The sequence below is a fragment of the Mesorhizobium sp. P2_C7 genome (assembly GCF_056404515.1).
Genome location: NZ_JBFUDW010000013.1, coordinates 183,281 through 202,577 on the forward strand (window position 1 = coordinate 183,281; position 19,297 = coordinate 202,577).

18 protein-coding genes and 1 pseudogene are annotated in these 19,297 nt (G+C 63.4%); 15 read left to right on the forward strand and 4 right to left on the reverse strand.

Annotated elements, in window-relative coordinates; translation table 11 throughout:
* From AC1D2G_RS25240 to AC1D2G_RS25270, 7 genes are all read left to right on the forward strand, one after another.
* Positions 1-1,029 (forward strand): thiamine pyrophosphate-dependent dehydrogenase E1 component subunit alpha, encoded by a 1,029-nt coding sequence (locus AC1D2G_RS25240; protein WP_477417365.1) that lies wholly within the window; start codon positions 1-3, stop codon positions 1,027-1,029.
* Positions 1,029-2,027 (forward strand): alpha-ketoacid dehydrogenase subunit beta, encoded by a 999-nt coding sequence (locus tag AC1D2G_RS25245; protein ID WP_477417367.1) that lies wholly within the window; start codon positions 1,029-1,031, stop codon positions 2,025-2,027. The genes AC1D2G_RS25240 and AC1D2G_RS25245 overlap by 1 nt, the downstream gene beginning before the upstream one ends.
* 3 nt (positions 2,028-2,030) lie before the next feature.
* The gene (locus AC1D2G_RS25250; RefSeq protein WP_477417369.1) at positions 2,031-3,389 is read left to right on the forward strand and encodes a pyruvate dehydrogenase complex dihydrolipoamide acetyltransferase; all 1,359 of its coding nucleotides are present in this window, start codon (positions 2,031-2,033) and stop codon (positions 3,387-3,389) included.
* Positions 3,390-3,639: 250 nt separating this feature from the next.
* Positions 3,640-4,626, forward strand: coding sequence for an ABC transporter substrate-binding protein (locus AC1D2G_RS25255; RefSeq protein ID WP_477417371.1), 987 nt, complete (start codon positions 3,640-3,642; stop codon positions 4,624-4,626).
* A gap of 72 nt (positions 4,627-4,698) precedes the next feature.
* Entirely contained in the window at positions 4,699-6,402 is a 1,704-nt protein-coding gene (locus AC1D2G_RS25260; RefSeq protein WP_477417373.1) for an ABC transporter permease, read from the forward strand.
* Positions 6,390-7,469 carry an ABC transporter ATP-binding protein gene (locus AC1D2G_RS25265; protein WP_477417375.1) on the forward strand — a complete coding sequence of 360 codons (1,080 nt, stop codon included), beginning with the start codon at positions 6,390-6,392 and terminating at the stop codon, positions 7,467-7,469. The genes AC1D2G_RS25260 and AC1D2G_RS25265 overlap by 13 nt, the downstream gene beginning before the upstream one ends.
* A 158-nt stretch (positions 7,470-7,627) precedes the next feature.
* A complete protein-coding gene (locus AC1D2G_RS25270; protein ID WP_477417377.1) occupies positions 7,628-8,845 on the forward strand; it encodes a DUF930 domain-containing protein in 1,218 nt (405 codons plus the stop codon).
* On the opposite strand, the pseudogene AC1D2G_RS25275 reads toward AC1D2G_RS25270, so the two are convergent.
* Positions 8,842-9,018, reverse strand: a pseudogene (locus AC1D2G_RS25275) (HAD family hydrolase); the annotation flags it as partial. The gene AC1D2G_RS25270 and the pseudogene AC1D2G_RS25275 sit on opposite strands and share 4 nt — an antisense overlap.
* A gap of 174 nt (positions 9,019-9,192) precedes the next feature.
* Here AC1D2G_RS25275 and AC1D2G_RS25280 point away from each other — a divergent pair.
* Entirely contained in the window at positions 9,193-10,356 is a 1,164-nt protein-coding gene (locus tag AC1D2G_RS25280) for a DUF930 domain-containing protein (RefSeq protein ID WP_477417379.1), read from the forward strand.
* Between the two features lie 4 nt (positions 10,357-10,360).
* On the opposite strand, the gene AC1D2G_RS25285 is transcribed toward AC1D2G_RS25280, so the two are convergent.
* Positions 10,361-11,035 (reverse strand): HAD family hydrolase, encoded by a 675-nt coding sequence (locus AC1D2G_RS25285; RefSeq protein ID WP_457151137.1) that lies wholly within the window; start codon positions 11,033-11,035, stop codon positions 10,361-10,363.
* A gap of 111 nt (positions 11,036-11,146) precedes the next feature.
* The gene (locus AC1D2G_RS25290) at positions 11,147-11,788 is read right to left on the reverse strand and encodes a hypothetical protein (protein WP_477299875.1); all 642 of its coding nucleotides are present in this window, start codon (positions 11,786-11,788) and stop codon (positions 11,147-11,149) included.
* 193 nt (positions 11,789-11,981) lie between these two features.
* Here AC1D2G_RS25290 and AC1D2G_RS25295 point away from each other — a divergent pair, with 193 nt between their 5' ends.
* From AC1D2G_RS25295 to ptsP, 5 genes are all read left to right on the forward strand, one after another.
* Complete coding sequence (locus AC1D2G_RS25295; RefSeq protein WP_184875950.1) at positions 11,982-12,419, forward strand: transcriptional regulator GutM; 438 nt, start codon at positions 11,982-11,984, stop codon at positions 12,417-12,419.
* A gap of 56 nt (positions 12,420-12,475) precedes the next feature.
* Positions 12,476-13,237, forward strand: coding sequence for a PTS glucitol/sorbitol transporter subunit IIC (gene srlA / locus AC1D2G_RS25300; protein WP_457151134.1), 762 nt, complete (start codon positions 12,476-12,478; stop codon positions 13,235-13,237).
* Positions 13,238-13,253: 16 nt separating this feature from the next.
* Positions 13,254-14,258 carry a PTS glucitol/sorbitol transporter subunit IIB gene (gene srlE / locus AC1D2G_RS25305; RefSeq protein WP_477417382.1) on the forward strand — a complete coding sequence of 335 codons (1,005 nt, stop codon included), beginning with the start codon at positions 13,254-13,256 and terminating at the stop codon, positions 14,256-14,258.
* Positions 14,259-14,386: 128 nt separating this feature from the next.
* Positions 14,387-14,767: a PTS glucitol/sorbitol transporter subunit IIA gene (locus AC1D2G_RS25310; protein ID WP_477417384.1), complete on the forward strand. Its 381-nt coding sequence runs from the start codon at positions 14,387-14,389 to the stop codon at positions 14,765-14,767.
* A 56-nt stretch (positions 14,768-14,823) separates the two neighbouring features.
* Complete coding sequence (ptsP, locus tag AC1D2G_RS25315) at positions 14,824-16,803, forward strand: phosphoenolpyruvate--protein phosphotransferase (protein WP_477417385.1); 1,980 nt, start codon at positions 14,824-14,826, stop codon at positions 16,801-16,803.
* Positions 16,804-16,818: 15 nt separating this feature from the next.
* Here ptsP and AC1D2G_RS25320 read toward each other — a convergent pair whose 3' ends face one another.
* Positions 16,819-17,616, reverse strand: a complete 798-nt coding sequence (locus tag AC1D2G_RS25320) for a hypothetical protein (protein WP_477417386.1) — start codon at positions 17,614-17,616, stop codon at positions 16,819-16,821.
* A 156-nt stretch (positions 17,617-17,772) separates the two neighbouring features.
* On the opposite strand from AC1D2G_RS25320, the gene AC1D2G_RS25325 reads away from it, so the two are divergent.
* Positions 17,773-18,798 (forward strand): sugar-binding transcriptional regulator, encoded by a 1,026-nt coding sequence (locus AC1D2G_RS25325; protein ID WP_477417388.1) that lies wholly within the window; start codon positions 17,773-17,775, stop codon positions 18,796-18,798.
* 100 nt (positions 18,799-18,898) lie between these two features.
* A complete protein-coding gene (locus AC1D2G_RS25330) occupies positions 18,899-19,252 on the forward strand; it encodes a cupin domain-containing protein (protein WP_477417390.1) in 354 nt (117 codons plus the stop codon).
* Positions 19,253-19,297 lie beyond the last annotated feature (45 nt).

The window sequence follows — 19,297 nt, forward strand, 5'->3', positions numbered from 1 at the left end:
ATGGCCGGAGCCAGCAAAGCCGTCGCCGACAGTCGCGCCAACCTGCCCTTCGTCTATCGACAGTACAGCGCCGAGCAGCTCAGAAATGTGCTCTACAAGATGTACCTCATCCGGCGCTTCGAAGAGGGCGCGGAGGACTGCTACACGCGCGGCCTCATCCACGGCACAATGCATTTGTCGATCGGCCAGGAAGCCAGCGCCATGGGCATCTGCATGCCGCTTGCCGAGGATGACCAGATAACGTCGACGCATCGCGGCCACGGCCACTGCATCGCCAAGGGCGCCGAGGTCAAGCGCATGTTCGCCGAGTTCTTCGGCAAGACCACCGGCTACTGCAAGGGCCGTGGCGGCTCGATGCACATCGCCGATGTCGGAAAGGGCAATCTCGGCGCCAATGGCATCGTCGGCGGCGGCATTCCGATCGCCGTTGGGGCAGCACTTTCCGCCAAGATGATGAAGACCGGAAAGGTCGTGGTGTCGTTCTTCGGCGATGGCGCCAACAATGAAGGCGCATTCCACGAGGCGTTGAACATGGCCTCGGTCTGGAAGCTGCCGGTGATCTTCGTCTGCGAGAACAACGGCTACGGCATGTCGACTTCGACGGCGCGCTCGACCGCCGTCAAGAACATCGCCGAGCGCGCCGCCGCGTATTCGATGCCGGGTGTCATCGTCAACGGCAACATTTTTTCGGAGGTCGCCGAGGCGTCCTGCAAGGCTGTCGAGCGTGCACGCGCCGGCGAGGGGCCGACGCTGATCGAATCCAAGACCTATCGCCATCGCGGCCATTCCAAGAGCGACCGCAACCGCTATCGAAGCAAGGAGGAGATCGAGGACTGGATGTCGAACCGCGATCCGATCACCCTGTTCGAAAGCGAGCTGCGCGAATTCGGCTTCATCGACGACAAGGGCATCGAGGCCATTCGCGGCGCGGTGGCACAGGAGATCGCCGACGGCATCGAGTTCGCCAAGGCGAGCCCGTCGCCGAATGTGCGCGACACCGGCAATTATGTCTATACGGAGCAGGCGTGATGGACGCGATGGCGCGTGAACTGAGCTACGCCCAGGCGATCCAGGAAGCCATGGCGATCGCCATGGGCATGGACGAACGCGTCTTCCTGATGGGCGAGGATATCGGCGTCTATGGCGGCGCCTTCCAGGTGACCGGCGATCTGGTCGATCGGTTCGGCACCGAGCGGGTGATCGACACGCCGATTTCGGAACTGGGTGGCGCGGGCGTGGCGGTCGGCGCCGCCCTCACCGGCATGCGGCCGATCTTCGAGTTCCAGTTTTCCGATTTCGCCACGCTCGCCATGGAGCAGATCGTCAACCAGGCGGCCAAGATGCGCTTCATGCTCGGCGGCGAGGTATCGGTTCCGGTGGTGATGCGCTTTCCCGCCGGCTCCGGCACAGGTGCCGCAGCCCAGCACAGCCAGAGCCTCGAGGCCTGGCTCGGCCATGTGCCGGGCCTCAAGGTCATCCAGCCGGCGACGCCATACGATGCCAAGGGCATGCTGCTGGCCGCAGTCGCCGATCCCGATCCGGTGATGATCTTCGAGCACAAGCTGCTCTACAAGATGAAGGGCCCGGTGCCCGAAGGCTACTACACAGTGCCGATAGGCAAGGCCGACGTCCGCCGCGAGGGACGCGACCTGACCATCGTCGCCACCTCGATCATGGTGCACAAGGCGCTTGACGCCGCGGCGGCGCTGGAAGCCGAAGGCATCGACATCGAAGTCATCGATCTCCGGACCATCCGGCCGATGGACAAGCAGACCGTCATCGACAGCGTCAAGAAGACGTCGCGGTTGATGTGCGTCTACGAAGCGGTCAAGACGCTGGGCATCGGCGCCGAGGTCAGCGCGATGATCGCCGAGAGCGAGGCGTTCGATTACCTCGATGCGCCGATCGTGCGGCTGGGCGGGGCGGAGACGCCGATCCCCTACAATCCTGAGCTGGAAAAGGCTGTTGTGCCGCAAGTTCCCGACATCATCGCGGCTGCGCGCGACCTCGTGAGAGGGGTTCGCTGATCGATGCCGACCGAAGTCATTCTTCCCAAGGTCGACATGGACATGGCGACCGGACAGATCTCGCGCTGGTTCGCCGAGGAAGGCGCCAGCGTCAAGAAGGGCGATGTGCTATTCGAGATCGAGACCGATAAGGCGGCGATGGAGATCGATGCGCCGGCCAGCGGCACCTTGCGCGATGTCACTGGCAAGGAGGGGATCGACATTCCTGTCGGCGCGGCTGTCGCCTGGATCTATGCCGATGGCGAAGCCTACGGCGACAAGGCGCCGATCTCCCTCCTTGAGGGAGAGATATCGACGAAGCCGACAGAGGGAGGCGATGTCCCGCCTGCGTCTCAACCTGTCGCGCCCCCCTCTGTCCTGCCGGGCATCTCCTCCCCAAAGGGGGAGATCGGCAAATCGCCTTCGGTTGCGCGCGCAACACCCTTGGCTCGTCGTCTTGCCCGTGAGGCGGGTCTTGCACTCTCCACCATTGCAGGCACCGGCCCGCATGGCCGCGTGGTGAAAGCCGACGTCGATGCGGCGATTGCCGGTGGCGGCGCCAAGCCTGCTGCCAAGGCAGCGCCCGCAGGGGTACCAGCGGCTCCGGCTGCTGCCGCCGCGCCGGTGAAGGCGATGTCGGACGAGCAGGTGCTGAAACTGTTCGAGCAAGGCTCCTACGAACTCGTCCCGCATGACAATATGCGCAAGACCATCGCGCGCCGCCTGGTCGAGGCCAAGACCACCATCCCGCATTTCTACCTGACGCTCGACTGCGAACTCGATGCGCTGCTGGCGCTGCGCACGCAGATCAATGCGGCAGCGCCAGTCAAGAAGACCGAGAAGGGTGACGTGCCGGCCTACAAGCTGTCGGTCAACGACATGGTGATCAAGGCAATGGCGCTGGCGCTGAAGGCGGTGCCGGATGCCAATGCGTCRTGGACCGAAAGCGCCATGGTCAAGCACAAGYATGCCGATGTCGGCGTTGCGGTGTCGATCCCSGGCGGCCTGATCACGCCGATCATCCGCAAGGCGGACGAAAAGACGCTGTCCACCATCTCCAACGAGATGAAGGACCTAGCCAGCCGGGCGCGCAGCCGCAAGTTGAAGCCGGAAGAGTATCAGGGCGGCACCACGGCTGTATCGAACCTCGGCATGTTCGGCATCAAGGACTTTGCCGCCGTCATCAACCCACCGCATGCGACGATCCTGGCGGTCGGCGCCGGCGAGGAGCGGGCGGTTGTCAAGAATGGCGAGATCAAAATCGCTACCGTCATGTCGGTGACGCTGTCGACCGACCATCGCGCCGTCGACGGTGCGCTGGGGGCCGAATTGCTGGTTGCCTTCAAACACCTGATCGAGAACCCGATGGGCATGCTGGTCTAGGCCGGTCGACGCACGAAAGCTTCGGTGCCCCGAAGGATCGCAGCCGCCCCAGGGGCGGCCATGAGGCTCGTGGAACACTGGTTCCGCGGGCCGGTGTTGTTGTGCTGTGAGAGCATTCCGCGCGAAGCCGTTGCCTGATCGGGCCGGGCATGCGCACTGTCATCCACCAGTCATATGCGCCGTGCAGGGAGGGGAGACGGGAACCGGCCAAGGCGCCGGACCGCTCATGCACAGACAGACAGGAGGTCTCATGAAGACGCTATTCATCAAGCTGCTGGCCAGCCAGCTTGCACTCGCGGCAACTTTGTTTGCCGGCGTGGCCGGTGCTGAAACGCTGACGCTCTACACATCCCAACCGGAAGCCGATGCGGCCAAGACCGTGGATGCCTTCAAAAAGGCGCAGCCCGGTATCGACGTGACCATCTATCGTTCGGGAACGAGTGACATCCTGACCAAGATGGCAGCCGAATTCGCCGCTGGCAGCCCGCAGCCCGACGTGCTTTTGATCGCCGACGCGGTCAGCATGGAGCTGTTGAAGAAGGACGACCGGCTGCTCCCCTATCCCGAGGCAAAGCTGGATGGCATCGAGGCTGATGCCTATGACGCCGGCAAGACCTATTTCGGCAGCAAGCTGATCACCACCGGCATTGTCTACAACACCGCGGCGGCTGAAAAGCCCGCGCATTGGGCCGATCTCGCCAAGCCGGCCTATGCCGACGGCCTGGTCATGCCGAGCCCGCTCTATTCGGGTGCGGCCGCCTACCTGCTCTCCGGCTTCGTCGGTGACACCAATTATGGCTGGGATTTCTTCCAGAAGCTGAAGACCAACAACACCGTCAGCGTCCGTGGCAACGGCGCTGTGCTGAAGTCGGTGGCGAGCGGCGAGAAGCCCTATGGCATCCTGGTCGACTTCATGGCGATGAACGCCAAGAGGAAGGGTTCGCCGGTCGAATTCGTGTTCCCTAGCGAAGGCGTGCCGGCGGTGACCGAACCGGTCGCGATCATGAAGACCGCCAAGAATGTTGACGGCGCCAAGAAGTTCGTCGACTTCATTCTTTCCGACGAAGGCCAGAAGCTGGCGCTGTCGATGGGGTATCTGCCGGCACGCGCCTCGGTCGGCCGTCCCGAATGGATGCCGGATGGCGTCAACGTCAAGGTAATGCCGTTCGACACCAAGGCCATCGTGGCCACCACCGACGCCGACAAGGCGAAGTTCTCGGAACTGTTCGGCGGCTGAGCCCGACAATCGCGGCGGGATGCCGTTGAAAGCGGCATCCCGGACCGCTGACAGATCCCAGGAAACGCAATCATGTCCACACGGATCAGGGAAAGCCGGGGCCAGGAAATGGCCCTGACGGCGGCGGTAGCTGTCGTGATCGCCCTGCTTTCCTTGCTGCCGGTGCTGCGTCTCTTCAAGGAGATCGTCGCACCCGGCGGCACCTGGTCCGGCATGGCGATAGAGGCCGGATTGAGAAGCCCGGCGACCTGGATCGCGACCTGGCACACGCTGGTCGTCGGTATTGGCGGCACCTTGCTTGCGGTGCTGTCGGGAACGCTGGTGGCTCTCCTCATCACGCTGACCGACATACGCGGCCGCAGTGCGCTGGTGCTCTGCTACGTCATGCCATTGATAATCGCGCCGCAGGTGACCGCGCTCGCCTGGCTGCAACTGTTCGGTCCGGCAAGTCCGTTCCTCAAGCTGTTCGGTGCGGCACCGCCGCTCGGCACCAGAAATCCGCTCTATTCCACCTCGGGCATCATCCTGCTGCTCGGCGTGCAATACGGCCCGCTGGTCTTCCTGCTGGTGCGCGCCGGCCTGCGCAAACTGCCGCGCGAACTGGTCGAGGCGGCGCGCGCCGGCGGCGCCGGCTGGTTCACCGTGCTGGTCACCATCGTGCTGCCTTTGATGACGCCGTCGATCATGGCGGCCGCGGCACTTGCCTTCGTGTCCTGTGTCGGCAATTTCGGCATCCCTGCCTTTCTCGGCATTCCCGCCAATTATCTCGTGCTGCCGACGCTGATCTATCAGCGCCTGGCCGGCGGCGGCCCTGCGGTGCTCGGCGAAACCGCGTTCCTGTCAGTGTTGATCGGTATCATCGCCATGGCTGGCATTCTCGCGCAGGAGGTCGTGAGCCGCCGCCGCGATTATCGCATCAGCTCGACGTCGCTGCCGGCCGAGCCCTACGAGCTCGGCCGCTGGCGACCTGGCGTCCAGGCCGGCATGTGGCTGCTGATCGTGGCGGTGCTGTCCCTGCCATTGTTCGGGCTGCTGCTGACGTCGCTGGTGCCGGGCTACGGCATTGCTCTCACCGCCAGGACGGCAACGCTCGACAATTATCGCTTCGTGCTGTTCGAGCATGACGCGGCCAGCCGCGCCTTCTTCAACAGCTTCTGGCTGTCGATCGCGGCGGCCTTCTTCGCGGTCGTCGTCGCCGTGCCGATCGGCTACCTCATTGCCTGGAGCAAGCAGCGCTGGGTGCGGCTGCTCAACCTGTCGGTCGAACTGCCTTATGCCTTGCCCGGCGTGGTGCTGGCGATCGCCTCGCTGCTCCTGTTCCTGCGGCCGATCCCACTCACCGGTATCCAGCTCTACAACACCGTCTGGATCATCCTCTATGCCTACCTCGCCCGCTTCCTGGTGCTGGCGCTGCGGCCGACCATCAGCGGCTATCACCAGATCGACCGGGCGCTGGAGGAAGCGGCCCAGGTGGCAGGTGCCGGGCTGTTCCTGCGCATGCGCACGATCATCTTTCCGCTGGTGGCGCCTGCGGCGATCGCCGGCGGCCTGCTGATATTCATGACGGCGCTCAGCGAGCTCACCGTGTCAGTGCTGCTGTGGTCGTCGGGCTCGGAGACGATCGGCGTGGTGATGTTTTCCTTCGAGCAGGGTGGCGATTCCAACTACGCGGCGGCGATGTCCGTCATCACCGTGGCGGTGACCTTCGTGCTGATGCTAGCGACCAATCTGCTTGCCACACACCTTCCAGGCGGAGTGCTGCCATGGCGCGATTGACCCTGGACCATGTGACCAAGAGTTTTGCCGACTTCGACGCGGTCAAGGACGTATCGATCGATGTCGGCGACGGCGAATTCCTGGCCGTGCTCGGCCCCTCCGGCTGCGGCAAGACGACGTTACTGCGCCTCGTCGCCGGGTTCGAGAAGGTGACGTCAGGCGAGATCCGCATCGGCAATGAGGTCATGTCGGGCACGGGCGGCAGCGTTGCGCCGGAAAAGCGGCGCGTCGGCATCGTCTTCCAGAACTATGCGCTGTGGCCGCACATGACGGTCGCCGAGAACATCGGCTATTCGCTCAAGGTGGCAAAGCTCAACAAGGCTGCTGCGCGCCAGAAGGTCGAGGACGCGCTTGCTTTGGTCAATCTGCAGGGGCTGGGCGACCGCAGGCCGGCCAATCTCTCCGGTGGCCAGCGTCAGCGGGTGGCGCTGGCGCGCTGCCTTGTCGCCGCGCCGTCGCTGGTGCTGTTCGACGAGCCGCTCGCCAATCTGGACGTGCATCTGAGAGCCTCGATGGAGGATGAGTTCGCCGCCTTTCACAAGCGCACGGGCACCACCATCGTCTACATCACCCATGACCAGGCCGAAGCGATGGCGCTGGCCGACCGCATCGCGGTGATGGATCATGGACGCCTGGTGCAGTTGGCGACGCCGCGCCAACTGTATCATGAGCCGGCAAATGAAATGATGGCATCCTTCATTTCGCAAGGTATCTTGCTTCCCGCCGATGTGCTCAGCTCAGAGCAGGCCAGGCACTGCAAGGTCAGGGTTCTCGGCACCGAGCTGGTCGTTCGCTGCCGGACCGGCGAGCGGCCGCGCGCCGGCGCAAAGATCTGCTGCCGGGCAGCCGATCTCGAGGTGGTGCCGGACGGTCCCGGCTTCGATGGCCTCGTCAAGCGGGTGATCTACCAAGGCGGCTCGGCGCGCATCGAATTTGCGCCTTCCGCCAACCCCGACCTGACCTTGCATTTCGAACAGCCCGATCCGGTGGTGCTGGAGCGCGGCTCGCAGTCGCGTCTGCGGATACGATCTGGATGGCTCATCCCGGCGACGGGGGCGGCATCATGATGATGCTCGACCTGCTCGGCGGGTTGGGAAAAGGCCGCACCGGTCTCGCCGCCAGCTGTTGCGCCGGTCATCGAGATCACCAACCTGTCAGCGGCTAAATTGCGCCAATACAGTGCCTGTGCTTGAAGCCGCCGCTTTTTCATTCCACATCGGGCGCAATGAACGGCAAGATACGAGAGTGGTTTCGCAATTGGCGATGGGCCTTGGCGGCATCGCTGATCCTGCATGCCTTGATCGCAGCGTTCTTGTTCTTTGGCGTGCCGAGATCCGAGCAGCAGCCGGATCAGCAGGAACAGCCCGTCAATGTCGCGATTGTGCCGCCGCCCGAGAAGCCTAAGCAGAAACCTGCTCCAAAGCCACCGGAGCCGACACCTGAAAAGAAGGCTGAAAAGCCGCCTGAACAAAAGCCGCCTCCGGAGCCCCCGAAACCGCCAGACGAGCATGTTCTGAAGCGCGTTTTCCAGTACGGCCAGAAAGATACGGGACCGGAGAAATCGCTCGACGGAAGCAGCGCTAAACCCAACACGCCATCACCGGCCAAGGATGAGGCGGCGAAGCCGCCCATAACACCGACACCCGCGCCGACACAGCCCGCCCCGGCTGCAACGCCACAGCAGAAGGCAGAGCCCAGCAAGCCTGACGAGAAGCCGGCCACCGTTGCGCCGGACGAAAAGCCCGCGCAAGGCGAGGAAAAGCAGGAGGCCGCCGCGCCGGACGCCAAACCTGCGCAAAACGAGGAGAAGCAGGCGACCGAGGACGCTGACAGACAGCAGCCGGACAAACAGGAGCTCGCACCGCAACCCGCCGAAAAGCAAGCGGTTGTGACGCCAAAGCCATTGGCGGCTGAGACTGGTGGTAAGCCAGCCCCTCCAGCCTTAAATGGAAAGGCAAGGCCCAAACCTGCCAAGACGTTGACGTTCAAACCCGCAAGAGCCTTCAAAGCGCCGATCGGGAATGCTGGAAGGTCAAATCCCACCAACAACGATGTTGCAGGATCGCCAATCTATTCCGGCCTTCCGGGCGTCAGAAAGCTTTACTCGCAGGGGGCAACCGGCAATGCCTTCGCCACAAGCTCCATGGAGAATGTGCCGCGCGGTCAGCGCGTGGCCACCCTTTGCGGCAATGTTCTGAGCCAGGAACTGCAAAGTGCCGACTATTCGGTCAAATGGGTGCCAACCATCACGCTGGACAAAGGTAATGTTCTCAACCCTACTCAAGCGGCCTTCAGCACCAGAAGCACTTGGTACGATCTAAACTTCCGATGTGAAGTCGACGCCGATGCGACGAGGGTCCTATCTTTCAACTTCCGTGTGGGGTCATTAGTCCCGCCTGGCGAATGGGCCAGCCGTGGATTCACTAAGTATCCGCTAAATTAGGCCGGTACGCCAAAAGGACAATTGCCGGCCATTTCTTGCCAGTCCGCGCAGACGAAATCGGCACCAGCCGCCGTCAGGCCGGCGGCAACCGCGCCCTGGCTGCCGAAGGACGAATCCTCGATGACGATGCAGTCGGCCGGATCGGCACCCATCCTGGCGGCGGCGAACTGGCTGATCTCCGGTCTTGATGGATCGGATCGTGGGTAGCCGCTCATTGAGCCGCCCCAGCGCCTTGGCCGGGCTGCCCTGGGTGTGGTGATCCAAATCGACAAGCTATCAGGGGCTAAACGGCGCCAATACAGTGCCTGTGCTTGAAGCCGCCGCTTTTTCATTCCACATCGGAAGGAATGAAGGACGAGACACGAGACCGGCGCCGGAGTTTGTTGTGGGCCTTGCCCGCATCGCTGATCCTGCACGCGCTCGTCGCAGCGCTCGTGGTCTACAACGTGCCTAGGCCTCCCCAACAGCCGCAAGAGGAGCAGGCGGTCAATGTCGCGCTCGTGCCTCCGCCCGAGCAACCAAAACCGAAACCTGCTCCGGTGCCGCCTCCGAAGCCACCGGAACCGAAGGTTGAAAAACCGCCGGAACCGAAAGCAGAAAAACCACCTGCGCCGGAAAGGCCCTCGAAAGTCGAGGTCCTGAAGCCGGTTTTCCAGTTTGGCGACAAGGACACCGGTCCCAGGAAATCCCTGGATGGTGCCAGCGCTCAAGACACCTCGCCGTCGCCGGCCAAGGAGGACGATTCGAAGCCGCTTGTCGTGCCGAAGCCTGCAGAGAACCAATCCACCACGCCGGCGGTCGCCGAGGGGCGGCCAGATTCAACCAAGGTCGGCGAAAAGCCGGTGGACGCTGCGAAGGACGCCGAGCCCGAACAGGAGAAACAGGCAGCTCCAACCCAGGATATGGATAAACAGCAGGCGGACAAACAGGAGGCGGGAGCGAACGAACCCGACAAGCAGACAGAAGCGGCGCCACCACCTTTGGCTGCCGACGGCGACGGCGAGATCGAGCTTCCCACGTCAACCGAAGCGCCGAAGCCCAAACCCGCAAATGCGCCGAAGCCTGGCCCTGCGAAGGTCTCCAAGTCCCGAAGCGAGAGCGCCGGGAGGCCAAATTCCACGGATACCGCCGCTAGTGCTTCGCGGGCTTATTCGGGTCTTCCGGGGGTTCACAGGCTCTACTCGCAGGGCGCTACCGGCGATGCGCTGGCTACAAGCGCAATGGGCGGGGTGCCTCGCGAGAAGCGTATTGCCCAACTTTGCGCCAGCGCGTTGCAGCAGCAACTGGTGGATGCCTCTTATTTCCCCGACCTGATCCCAAGTGTTCCGCTGAAGGTGGGCAATGTCCTCGACGCCCCGGATGTCGCTTTCCGCGCAACGACGAAATGGTACCATCTGGGCTTCCGGTGCCAGGTCGACACCGATGCGACGAGGGTCTTGTCCTTCACCTTCCGCGTCGGGCCGGCGATCCCGCCCAGCGAATGGGTTCGCCTCGGACTGCCTGTGCGCTGATAGATTAGGCCGGCACACCGAGCCCGGCCAGTTGCCGGCTAACTTCTTGCCAATCGCTGCAGATGAAATCGGCACCTGCCGCTGTCAGTCGCGCGCCGTGCTCCGCATAGGTATGGCCGCCACCGGTGTAGCCGATAGCCGTCATGCCTGCGGCGACCGCGCCCTCTATCCCGAAGGGCGAATCCTCGATGACGATGCAGTCTGCCGGCTCGGCGCTCATCTTGTCGGCGGCGAACAGGAAGATATCAGGCGCGGGCTTGCCGCGTTTGACCATCGAGGAACTGTAGATCGCATCGCCGAAAAACCGCGCCAGTTCGGTCACAGTCAGGCTGTGGTTTATGCGCTCGACGGAGGATGACGAGGCGACACAGCGGTCGCCCGAAAGCGTCTCCAGAAACGCGGTGATGCCGGGGGTCGGCTTCAACTCCTGCGAAAACAGGATCTTGGTCTCGGCCCAGATGTCGCCGTCCGCAGCCGCCGGAAACTGGTGACCGGTCAAATCCCTGATCTTGGCGATGATGTCGGACTGCTTCATACCGATGCATTGGGCGATGATACCGCCGTGAACCCCAGGCATGCCATGCTTGTCATAGACGCGTTCATAAGCGCGGGCGGCCAGAGGCTCGCTGTCGACAAGAACGCCGTCGCAATCGAAAATGATAGGCCTTGATCGCGCCACGCGCTTTTCTCCCGAGTCGATTTCGCACATCGCTATCGGCAAAAAGTCAGATGTTCAATAGTGCGCTTGCTTTGACAGCCGCATGCCTGGAGGCTCGAAACCGAGGGGCAATCAAAGCCGGCGGATGGCATCGCTGGCACGCGCGGATCCGAGTGCCCGTTGCATGGCCTGCCGGGACTGCGCGCGATCGGGCGTGATCCAGTTCGGTTCGGCGCCGAGAAAGCGGTCGAGGAAAGCCACTGCGTAGGCTGGCATCTCGGTCACGTTCTCGCGATAGGACCACCATGTGCGCAGGTCGTCGGCGCATTTGTCGATGCTTGGCGCATTGCCGAATTCCTGCTCGTGGATCGCCGAGATCACCGAGACGCAGTAGTTGGTGTAGAGGAACCCTTCCGGCCAGAAACGGATGATTTCCAGCGTGCCGGCATTCGAATCCGTTTCAATCAACTGGCTGAGGCCGGAGATTTCCCGTGCCGGCGCCTGCCTGATCAGTTCGCGCAAAACGAGGCCGGCGGCAAAGACGATGAAGTCGGCGCGGTCGACCGCGGCGAAGCCTTTCTGCGCCTCCATGACCTCGACCCAGTCGAGAAAGGCCCTAGTGAGCTTCGCTTCATCGATTTCAAAGCGCACGCCGAACGTGTCCGACACCACCTTGGCGCTGCCGCGGAAGGTGGCGCGGAACCAGCGCAACTGCCGCAACCGGTGGCGAAGGTCGGGCATCAGCGCCAATTCGTCCCTGAAGGGCAGATCCATGTTTCTCGTATCCTGTTCCCAGCCAGGCTAGCACAACGGCGCCGCCGCCGAAATCGGTTGACGGCCTGTGGATGACCGAGGTCACGCCCAATATCATACATATTGACATTCGCGGAAACAAATGTTCTCACTTTGCTGTTGTCACGTGTCGGTCCAAGGTGCGGTTCAACACAGGCTTCGGGAGGAGAACCGAATGGCGATTTGGCAGTGGGGACTGCTTCTGCTGGTTATTGTCTGGGCGCTGCAGTCGCTCGGCGTCTGGCTGCAGATGCGGCACTATTCGGATGTCTTCAGGGGTGTCACCGACCAGTACAAGGATGGCTTCGTCGGAGCCGGCAATTTTCGCGGTCGATTGGCCAAGGGCACCATCGCGCTGGTCGTGGTGACGCCTGACCTGGTCGTGCGCCGCCTGATGGTGATGAGCGGCCGTTCCGTGTTCACCAAGTTCAAGAGACATGAAGAATTCGAGGGCGTTCCCCTCGATCGAGTCCGGTCCAACCCTGCAATCATGGGGGAGGGGGAACCCGGTGTGGCCGAGGCCGTGAAGCGGGCGATCGAACAGATCGACAAGACACGGTCGGAGCCGGGGAAGAAGCCGGGCCTGTCCGGTTTGAACGTAGCAAGGGCTTAGAGAGAGGACGCCGCGCACCGACTGGGATCAACCGGCGGGCGGCATAAGGAGGAGAAATGTCTGTATTTTCGTTGTTGGCGCAGCATGCCGACATGGCCGTGAACAATCTGCATGTCGCAGGTGCCATGGTCTCGGATGCTGCATTGCATGGCAAGCTCGCGGTAGAGCATGCCTCCGACCATCTCGTTGTCCTCGCACAGGCGGACAGCGGACCGATCACCGTCGATCAGTTCAAGGAAAAGCTGAAGGAAGTCCAGCAGGAAGAGCAGCTCGGCTGGCTGACCGCCATCGGCAAGTATTTCATCGGTATTTTCCAGAAGGGCGGCGAGGTCTTCGCCGGCTTCGTCACCGGCATCATTCCGACGCTGGTGGTGCTGATGACGGCCTTCTACGCAGTCACCGAACTGGTCGGCGAAGAGCGCGTGCACGGCCTGGCGCGCGGCGCCGGCAGGATCGCGCTGACCCGCTACACGCTGCTGCCGCTGCTGGCGGTGTTCTTCCTCACCAATCCGATGGCCTATACGTTCGGATCGTTCCTGGAAGAGAAGCACAAGCCCGCCTTCTATGACGCGGCCGTGTCCTATGTGCACCCGCCGCTCGGCCTGTTCCCGCACATCAATCCCGGCGAGTATTTCGTCTGGGGTGGCATTCTGGTCGCGCTGCTGGAACTGGAGAAGAAGGGCGCCGTCGTCGCCGGCTATCACGTCAAGGTGGCGATCTGGTATGCCATCGTCGGCCTCGTCGTCATCCTGCTCAAGGGCATGCTGACCGAACGCATCACTGCCATCATGGCACGCCGCCAGGGCGTCGAGCTGTAAGGGCGGGGAGGACATCATGGCCAAGACATACAAAGCCGTACAAATCTCCCGGGGCAAAACCGGTTGGGGCGGTCCGCTGGTGATCGAGCCGACCGAACAGCGCAGCAAGGTTGTTTCCGTCACCGGTGGCGGGATTCATCCGGTGGCGCAGCTCATTGCCGATATGACGGGCGCCGAAGCCGTCGACGGCTTCAAGGCGCCGCCGATCGAAAGCGAGATGGCGGTTGTCGTCGTCGACTGCGGTGGCACCGCACGGTGCGGCGTCTATCCGCGCAAGCGTATCCCGACCGTCAATCTGACGCCGGTCGGCCAGTCTGGGCCGCTCGCCCAGTTCATCACCGAGGACATCTACGTTTCGGGCGTGAAGCCGGCCAACATCACGATGGCGGACGGATCCGAAGCGGTCACCACTGCAGGGGGAGCAGGATCGATGAATCCAGGCAATAACAACGCGGCGGCGGCGCCGCAACCGCTGCCGAGCGAGGGCGGCGTGATCAGCCTGATCAGCTCGATCGGCCGCGTCATGGGCCGTGTCGTCGGCATCTTCTTCAATGCCGGGCGCCGTACCATCGACCAGGTCGTGCGCAACGTGCTGCCGTTCATGGCCTTCGTGACCATGCTCATCGGTCTGATCCTCTACACCGGCATCGGTGATGTGCTGGCGCAGCCGATGGGTCCGCTGGCCAACAACATCGTCGGCCTGCTGATCATCTCGGCGATCTGCGGCCTGCCGTTCCTGTCGCCCATCCTCGGGCCAGGCGCGGTCATTGCACAGGTCATCGGCGTTGCCATCATCGGTCCGCAGATCGCCAACGGCACGATTTCGCCGGCAATGGCACTGCCGGCGCTGTTTGCCTACAATACCCAGGTGGGCTGCGACTTCGTTCCCGTCGGCCTGGCGCTCGGTGAGGCCAAACCGAAGACGATCGAGATCGGTGTTCCGGCAGTACTCATCAGCCGCCAGATCATGGGCCCGGTCTCGGTGCTGATCGCCTGGATCGTCAGCCTGATCGTATTCTGAAACAGTTCCAGGAAAAGTGTGAGACGGTTTTCCGTCCGGAATTCCGCCAAACAAAGGGATAGAGCGGTTCGCCGTTTTCGTGAAACAGTGAATCGCTCTTAGAGAAGTTAGGAAATGAGGTTCGCCATATGACGGTTCTGTTGAGAACACGGGTCACTGCCATCGGACCCGAAGTGGCGGATCTTGCCGAAGGGGGCGTGGTCATCCTGTTTGCGGATGGCTCGCCGCCGGAGCTTGCCGAGGTTTCCGTGCTCCACAAGACGGAGCACGGACCCAGCGACGGCGCGCCGCAAAAGGGCGCGTCGATCACCCTTGGCCCGGTTGCCGCGACTATTACCGCGGTCGGTTCCAGCGCCTGGAGCAAGGTGCTGGAAATGGGCCATGTCGTCATCTCGTTCAACGGCGCTGACGAGGCCGAGCGGCCGGGCGAGATCTGCGCCTCGCAGGTCGATGCGCAAGCGCTCGTGGCCGCGCTCAAGACCGGCGCGATCATCACCATCGCCGCCTGACAGCATTCGCGTCGCCGCCGATGTCGGCGGTGGTGCCCAGGACCAGAGTATTTGCCATGGAACGCTCGACCATCGTCAGAGTGCATGAAGGTTTGCACGCCCGTCCCGCGACGCGGCTCGTCAAGCTCGCCAAGGGTTTCGAATCCGACGTCGAACTGGTCAAGGACGGCAAGGCGGTCAGCGCCAAGAGCTCGGTCAAGCTGATGCTGCTGGCGGTCAAGGAAAACCAGGAAGTCACCGTGCGGGCGAACGGCGCCGACGCCATCGAGGCCATCGAGGCGCTGATCGGCTATCTCGAAAATCCAAAGGCCGGCCTTGACGACGAGGATTCACCGCCGGCCGGCAATACGGCTCAGGACGCCGCTGCCGCCTTGGGCTCTGTGCCTGCTGTTGCCGGCGCAACCACCGGTTTGCGCGGCGTGGCCGCAAGCGAAGGTTTTGCCATCGGGCCGGCCTTCGCGCATTTCCCGCCTGATATCGCCGGACAAGGTCGCAGGTTGCAGGCCGAGGAGATCGCCGGCGAGATCGACAGGTTCCGCGCCGCCGTCGCTGCCGTCCAGGCGCGCATGGACCGGGCACTGGCGCAGGGCAGTCTGTCGGCCGGCGACCGGGGCATCATCGCTGCGCTCAGGGACATCGCTGCCGACGACAGCCTGACCGGCGAGGCGGAGGGCCTGATCAAGGGCGGCAACGACGCGGTTTCAGCCGTCATCACCGCCGCCTCCTCCATCGCCGCCGATTTCAGCGCGGTCGATGATCACTATCTCAACGCGCGGGCGGATGATGTCCATGCGGTCGGGCGGCAGATCTGCCTCGTGCTGCTCGGGCAGGACGACATCAGCCTCGAAAACATCGCCGAAGGCGCCATCCTCATCGCCGACGACATTGGCGCCTGGGACCTGGCGCGCGCGCCGCTGAAGCGCATCGGCGGGGTGGTGTGCGGCCATGGCGGCGCCACCTCGCACATCGCCATCATCGCCCGCTCGCACGGCATTCCCGCGGTGCTCGGTCTCGGCGACCAGATCAATGCCTTGCGCACGGCGCACGAAGTGGCCCTCGACGGCAACAGCGGCCGCGTGATCGTCGATCCCGATGCGGCGACCCGCGCCGAATTCGCAGGTCGTGTCGAAGCGGCGGCAAAGGAACGCGCCGGGCTGACCATCTTCAAGACAGTGACGCCGAAGCTGGCCGATGGCAAGGTGATCGAGGTCGCGGCCAATATCGGCTCGCTGGAGGAAATCGAAGCGGCGCAGGAGGCCGGCGCGATGGGCGTCGGCCTGTTCCGCACCGAGCTTCTGTTCATGCGCCATATGCACCTCCCCTCGGAAGATATGCAGGCCGAGACCTATGCGGCGCTGGCCAAGGCCTTCGCGCCGTACCCGGTTATCGTGCGCACGCTCGACATCGGCGGCGACAAGCCGATCGCCGGCATCGAATTTCCCGACGAGGAAAACCCCTTTCTCGGCTGGCGCGGCATCCGTATGTGCCTCGACCGGCCCGACATCTTCAAGCGCCAGCTCAGGGCGCTGCTGCGGGCGGCCGTGCATGGCAACGTCAAGGTGATGCTGCCGATGGTGGCCGACATCGGCGAGGTCAGGCAGACGCGGGTTCTGGTCGCGGAATGCGCGGCTGAGCTGAAAGCCGAAGGCGTGCCGCATGCGGCGTTCGATCTTGGCGTGATGATCGAGACCCCGGCCGCCGTGCTGATTGCCCCGGCGCTGGCCAAGGAGGTGGCGTTCTTCTCGATCGGCACCAATGACCTGACCCAGTACATCATGGCCGCCGACCGGCTGAACCCGACAGTGGCCAAGCTCAACGATGTCACCAATCCGGCCGTCATGTCGGCGATCGAAATGACGGCCAAAGCCGGCGTCGCCGCCGGCATCATGGTCGGCATGTGCGGCGAAGCGGCCGGCCGCCCCGATCTCATTGCAACATTCGTCAAAATGGGGCTGACCGAGCTGTCGATGAGCCCGGCCTCGATCCAGCGCGCTAAGAAGGCGATCATGGCCATGGCGGCCGAAGGTGCCGCCTAGCCGAGTTCTGGGCCGTTACGGCAAATGGGCAAGCAAGGTGGCGAAGACGGGTGTCAGTTCGTCGACCGGGCTCGCCTTGGCGCAGGCCTGAACAATGCGGTCATGGCGGATATCGGCTGCCAGGATCGCAATCTCCAGCATATCCGGCTCCGGCAGGCCGTCCCTGCCGGTGGTTGCCAGGCCACAGGCCAGAACGAGCGGCGCCAGGCAGCTGATGTCGAGCGTCCGGTCACCGATCGCCGGCGTTTCCGGCGTTTCGGCAAAGTGGACGGGGCGCTGGTTGAGACACTCGACCAGCAGCGCCGAACAGGTGGCCGCGATCGCCGGAAGCCCAGCACTTGGCGCGACCAAGGCGGCCAGCAGATCGCCATGCCGCTTGCGCATCGTGGCATGGACGGCGGCAAAATCGGCTTCGTGGATGCGGGCATTGTCGATGTTCAGGCCGGCCAGCACCGCCTTGGTCAGATAATACATGTCGCGCCGGAACAGGCGCTCCGCGCTCAACTGGCGATCTTCGTTCCCGGCCGGGAAATAGGTGGCGAGGCCTTTTACGGTGGTGCCGTCGACCTTGATCGGGCGCTCATGCGGGACAAAGGATTCGGCAATCGACAGCGCTTCGTCGAAGGCACTTGCGGCATGGCTGAGCAGGCCTTCGATGCCTTTGCCTGGAAATGGCGGCAGATGGCTGGTTGCTTCGCGCACGACACTGGCGTCGCCGCTGCCGTCATGGCGGCTTTGGCGAATGATTTCACGAACTTCCCGCAACCGGTCTTTCAGATTGACGCGGACATCTTCGGAGATTTGTCGGAGCATTGCCAATCGCCTCGAATTGCTGCGGATGGCCGCCAACGGGAGGCAGCCGCCACTTCTAGATTGTTCCTATCGATTGGTAGATCAATAGGCGATACTAGACCAGCATGCAGAATCGGCGACGGCGCGCTCGTCCATCGCCGTGGGGGAGGGACGAATTTGGGCAGGCGACGACAGAGCGAAACCGACGATCGTCGAGGTGGAAGCGAGACGCCCGAGCAGGTCGCCAGCGAAAGCCGGACGGATCGTCTCAGGATTCGCGCCGCCTGGATGTATTTCGTCGAGCAGATGACGCAGAACGAGATCGCCGACGTGCTTGGCGTCGGCCGCGTCACCATCGTGCGCATGCTGGCGGACGCCCGCTCGCGCAACGAGGTGAAGATCAGCATCGAAAGCGAATTGTCGGAAATCGTGCGGCTGGAGCGGGCGCTGGAAAAGACCTTCGGGCTGCAACAGGCGCTGGTGGCGCCGCTTTCCGCCCCCAATGCCGACCCGACCCCGGCGATCAGCGCCAAGACCGGCAGCTTCCTGTCCGACACGATGAAGTCCGGCATGCGCGTCGGCGTCGGCTGGGGCAGGACGCTGTTCTCAAGCCTGCCCTTCATCAGCGCCAAGTCGCTGACCGACTTCAAGGTCATTTCGCTGCTCGGCGGTGTCGGCGTCGTGCGTCGATTCAACCCGGCCGAGTTCGCCTGGCGCTTCGCCCAAATCTTCCAGGGCGACGGCTATCTGATCCCGACGCCGGCCGTCGTCGACAGCGTCGAGACCAAGATCGCGCTGGTCGAGCGCTGCGGCCTGCAGGAGGTTTTTGAAATGGCCAACGTGCTCGATGCCGTTCTGCTGAGCGTCGGCGGCATCGCCTCGGCCACCACCTTCTCTCGCGGCGGCTTTCTCAAGGAAGCGGATCGGGAGGCCCTGCTTGCGCGTGGCGCCGTTGGCGACCTTCTGTTCCATTTTTTCGACCGCAATGGCGATCTGGTCGACCATCCCGTCAACAGCCACGTGATGTCGGTGGATGTCGACCGTCTGCGCAAGGCGCCGATCCGCATCCTGACCTCCGGCGGCGAGGAGAAGATCGAAGCCTTGCTTGGCGCCATGACCCTGATCGCACCGACGATCCTGATCACCGACGAGGAAAGCGCGCGGCGCATGCTCGAGGCGCATGCGGCGCAAGCTGCATCGTGATGTCGGCCGGATGTTGCCGGCCGGTTGCCGGCGTCAGGAGCATCCGCTATCTGACCGTCCAGGCAACTGACGCCTGAGCCAATCAAACGGAGCCTGAGCCATGACACGCGAGACAATCCTCAAATTCGGCACCGTCGAAAAGGCCGACGCTGGCGATCTGGCCGGATGGATCGTGGTCGAAGGCAAGCCGACCATGCAAACCGCCGTCCAGCACACGACCGAGGACGGCAAGGTGATCTCGGGTACATGGCGGGCGACGCCAGGCACCTATCACGCGACCTACACCGACTACGAGTTCGTGCACATGATCGCCGGCCGCATCATCATCACCCCCGATGGCGGCGCAGCGGTCGAGGTGGGCCCCGGCGACGCCTTCGTGGTGGAAGCCGATTTCAAGGGAACCTGGAAGATCATCGAAACGGTGACGAAGCATTTTGTCGTCAGGGTCGGCTGAGCCTGTTCGCATGGGCCGTTGATTGTTGACGCCCCTCGCATATCC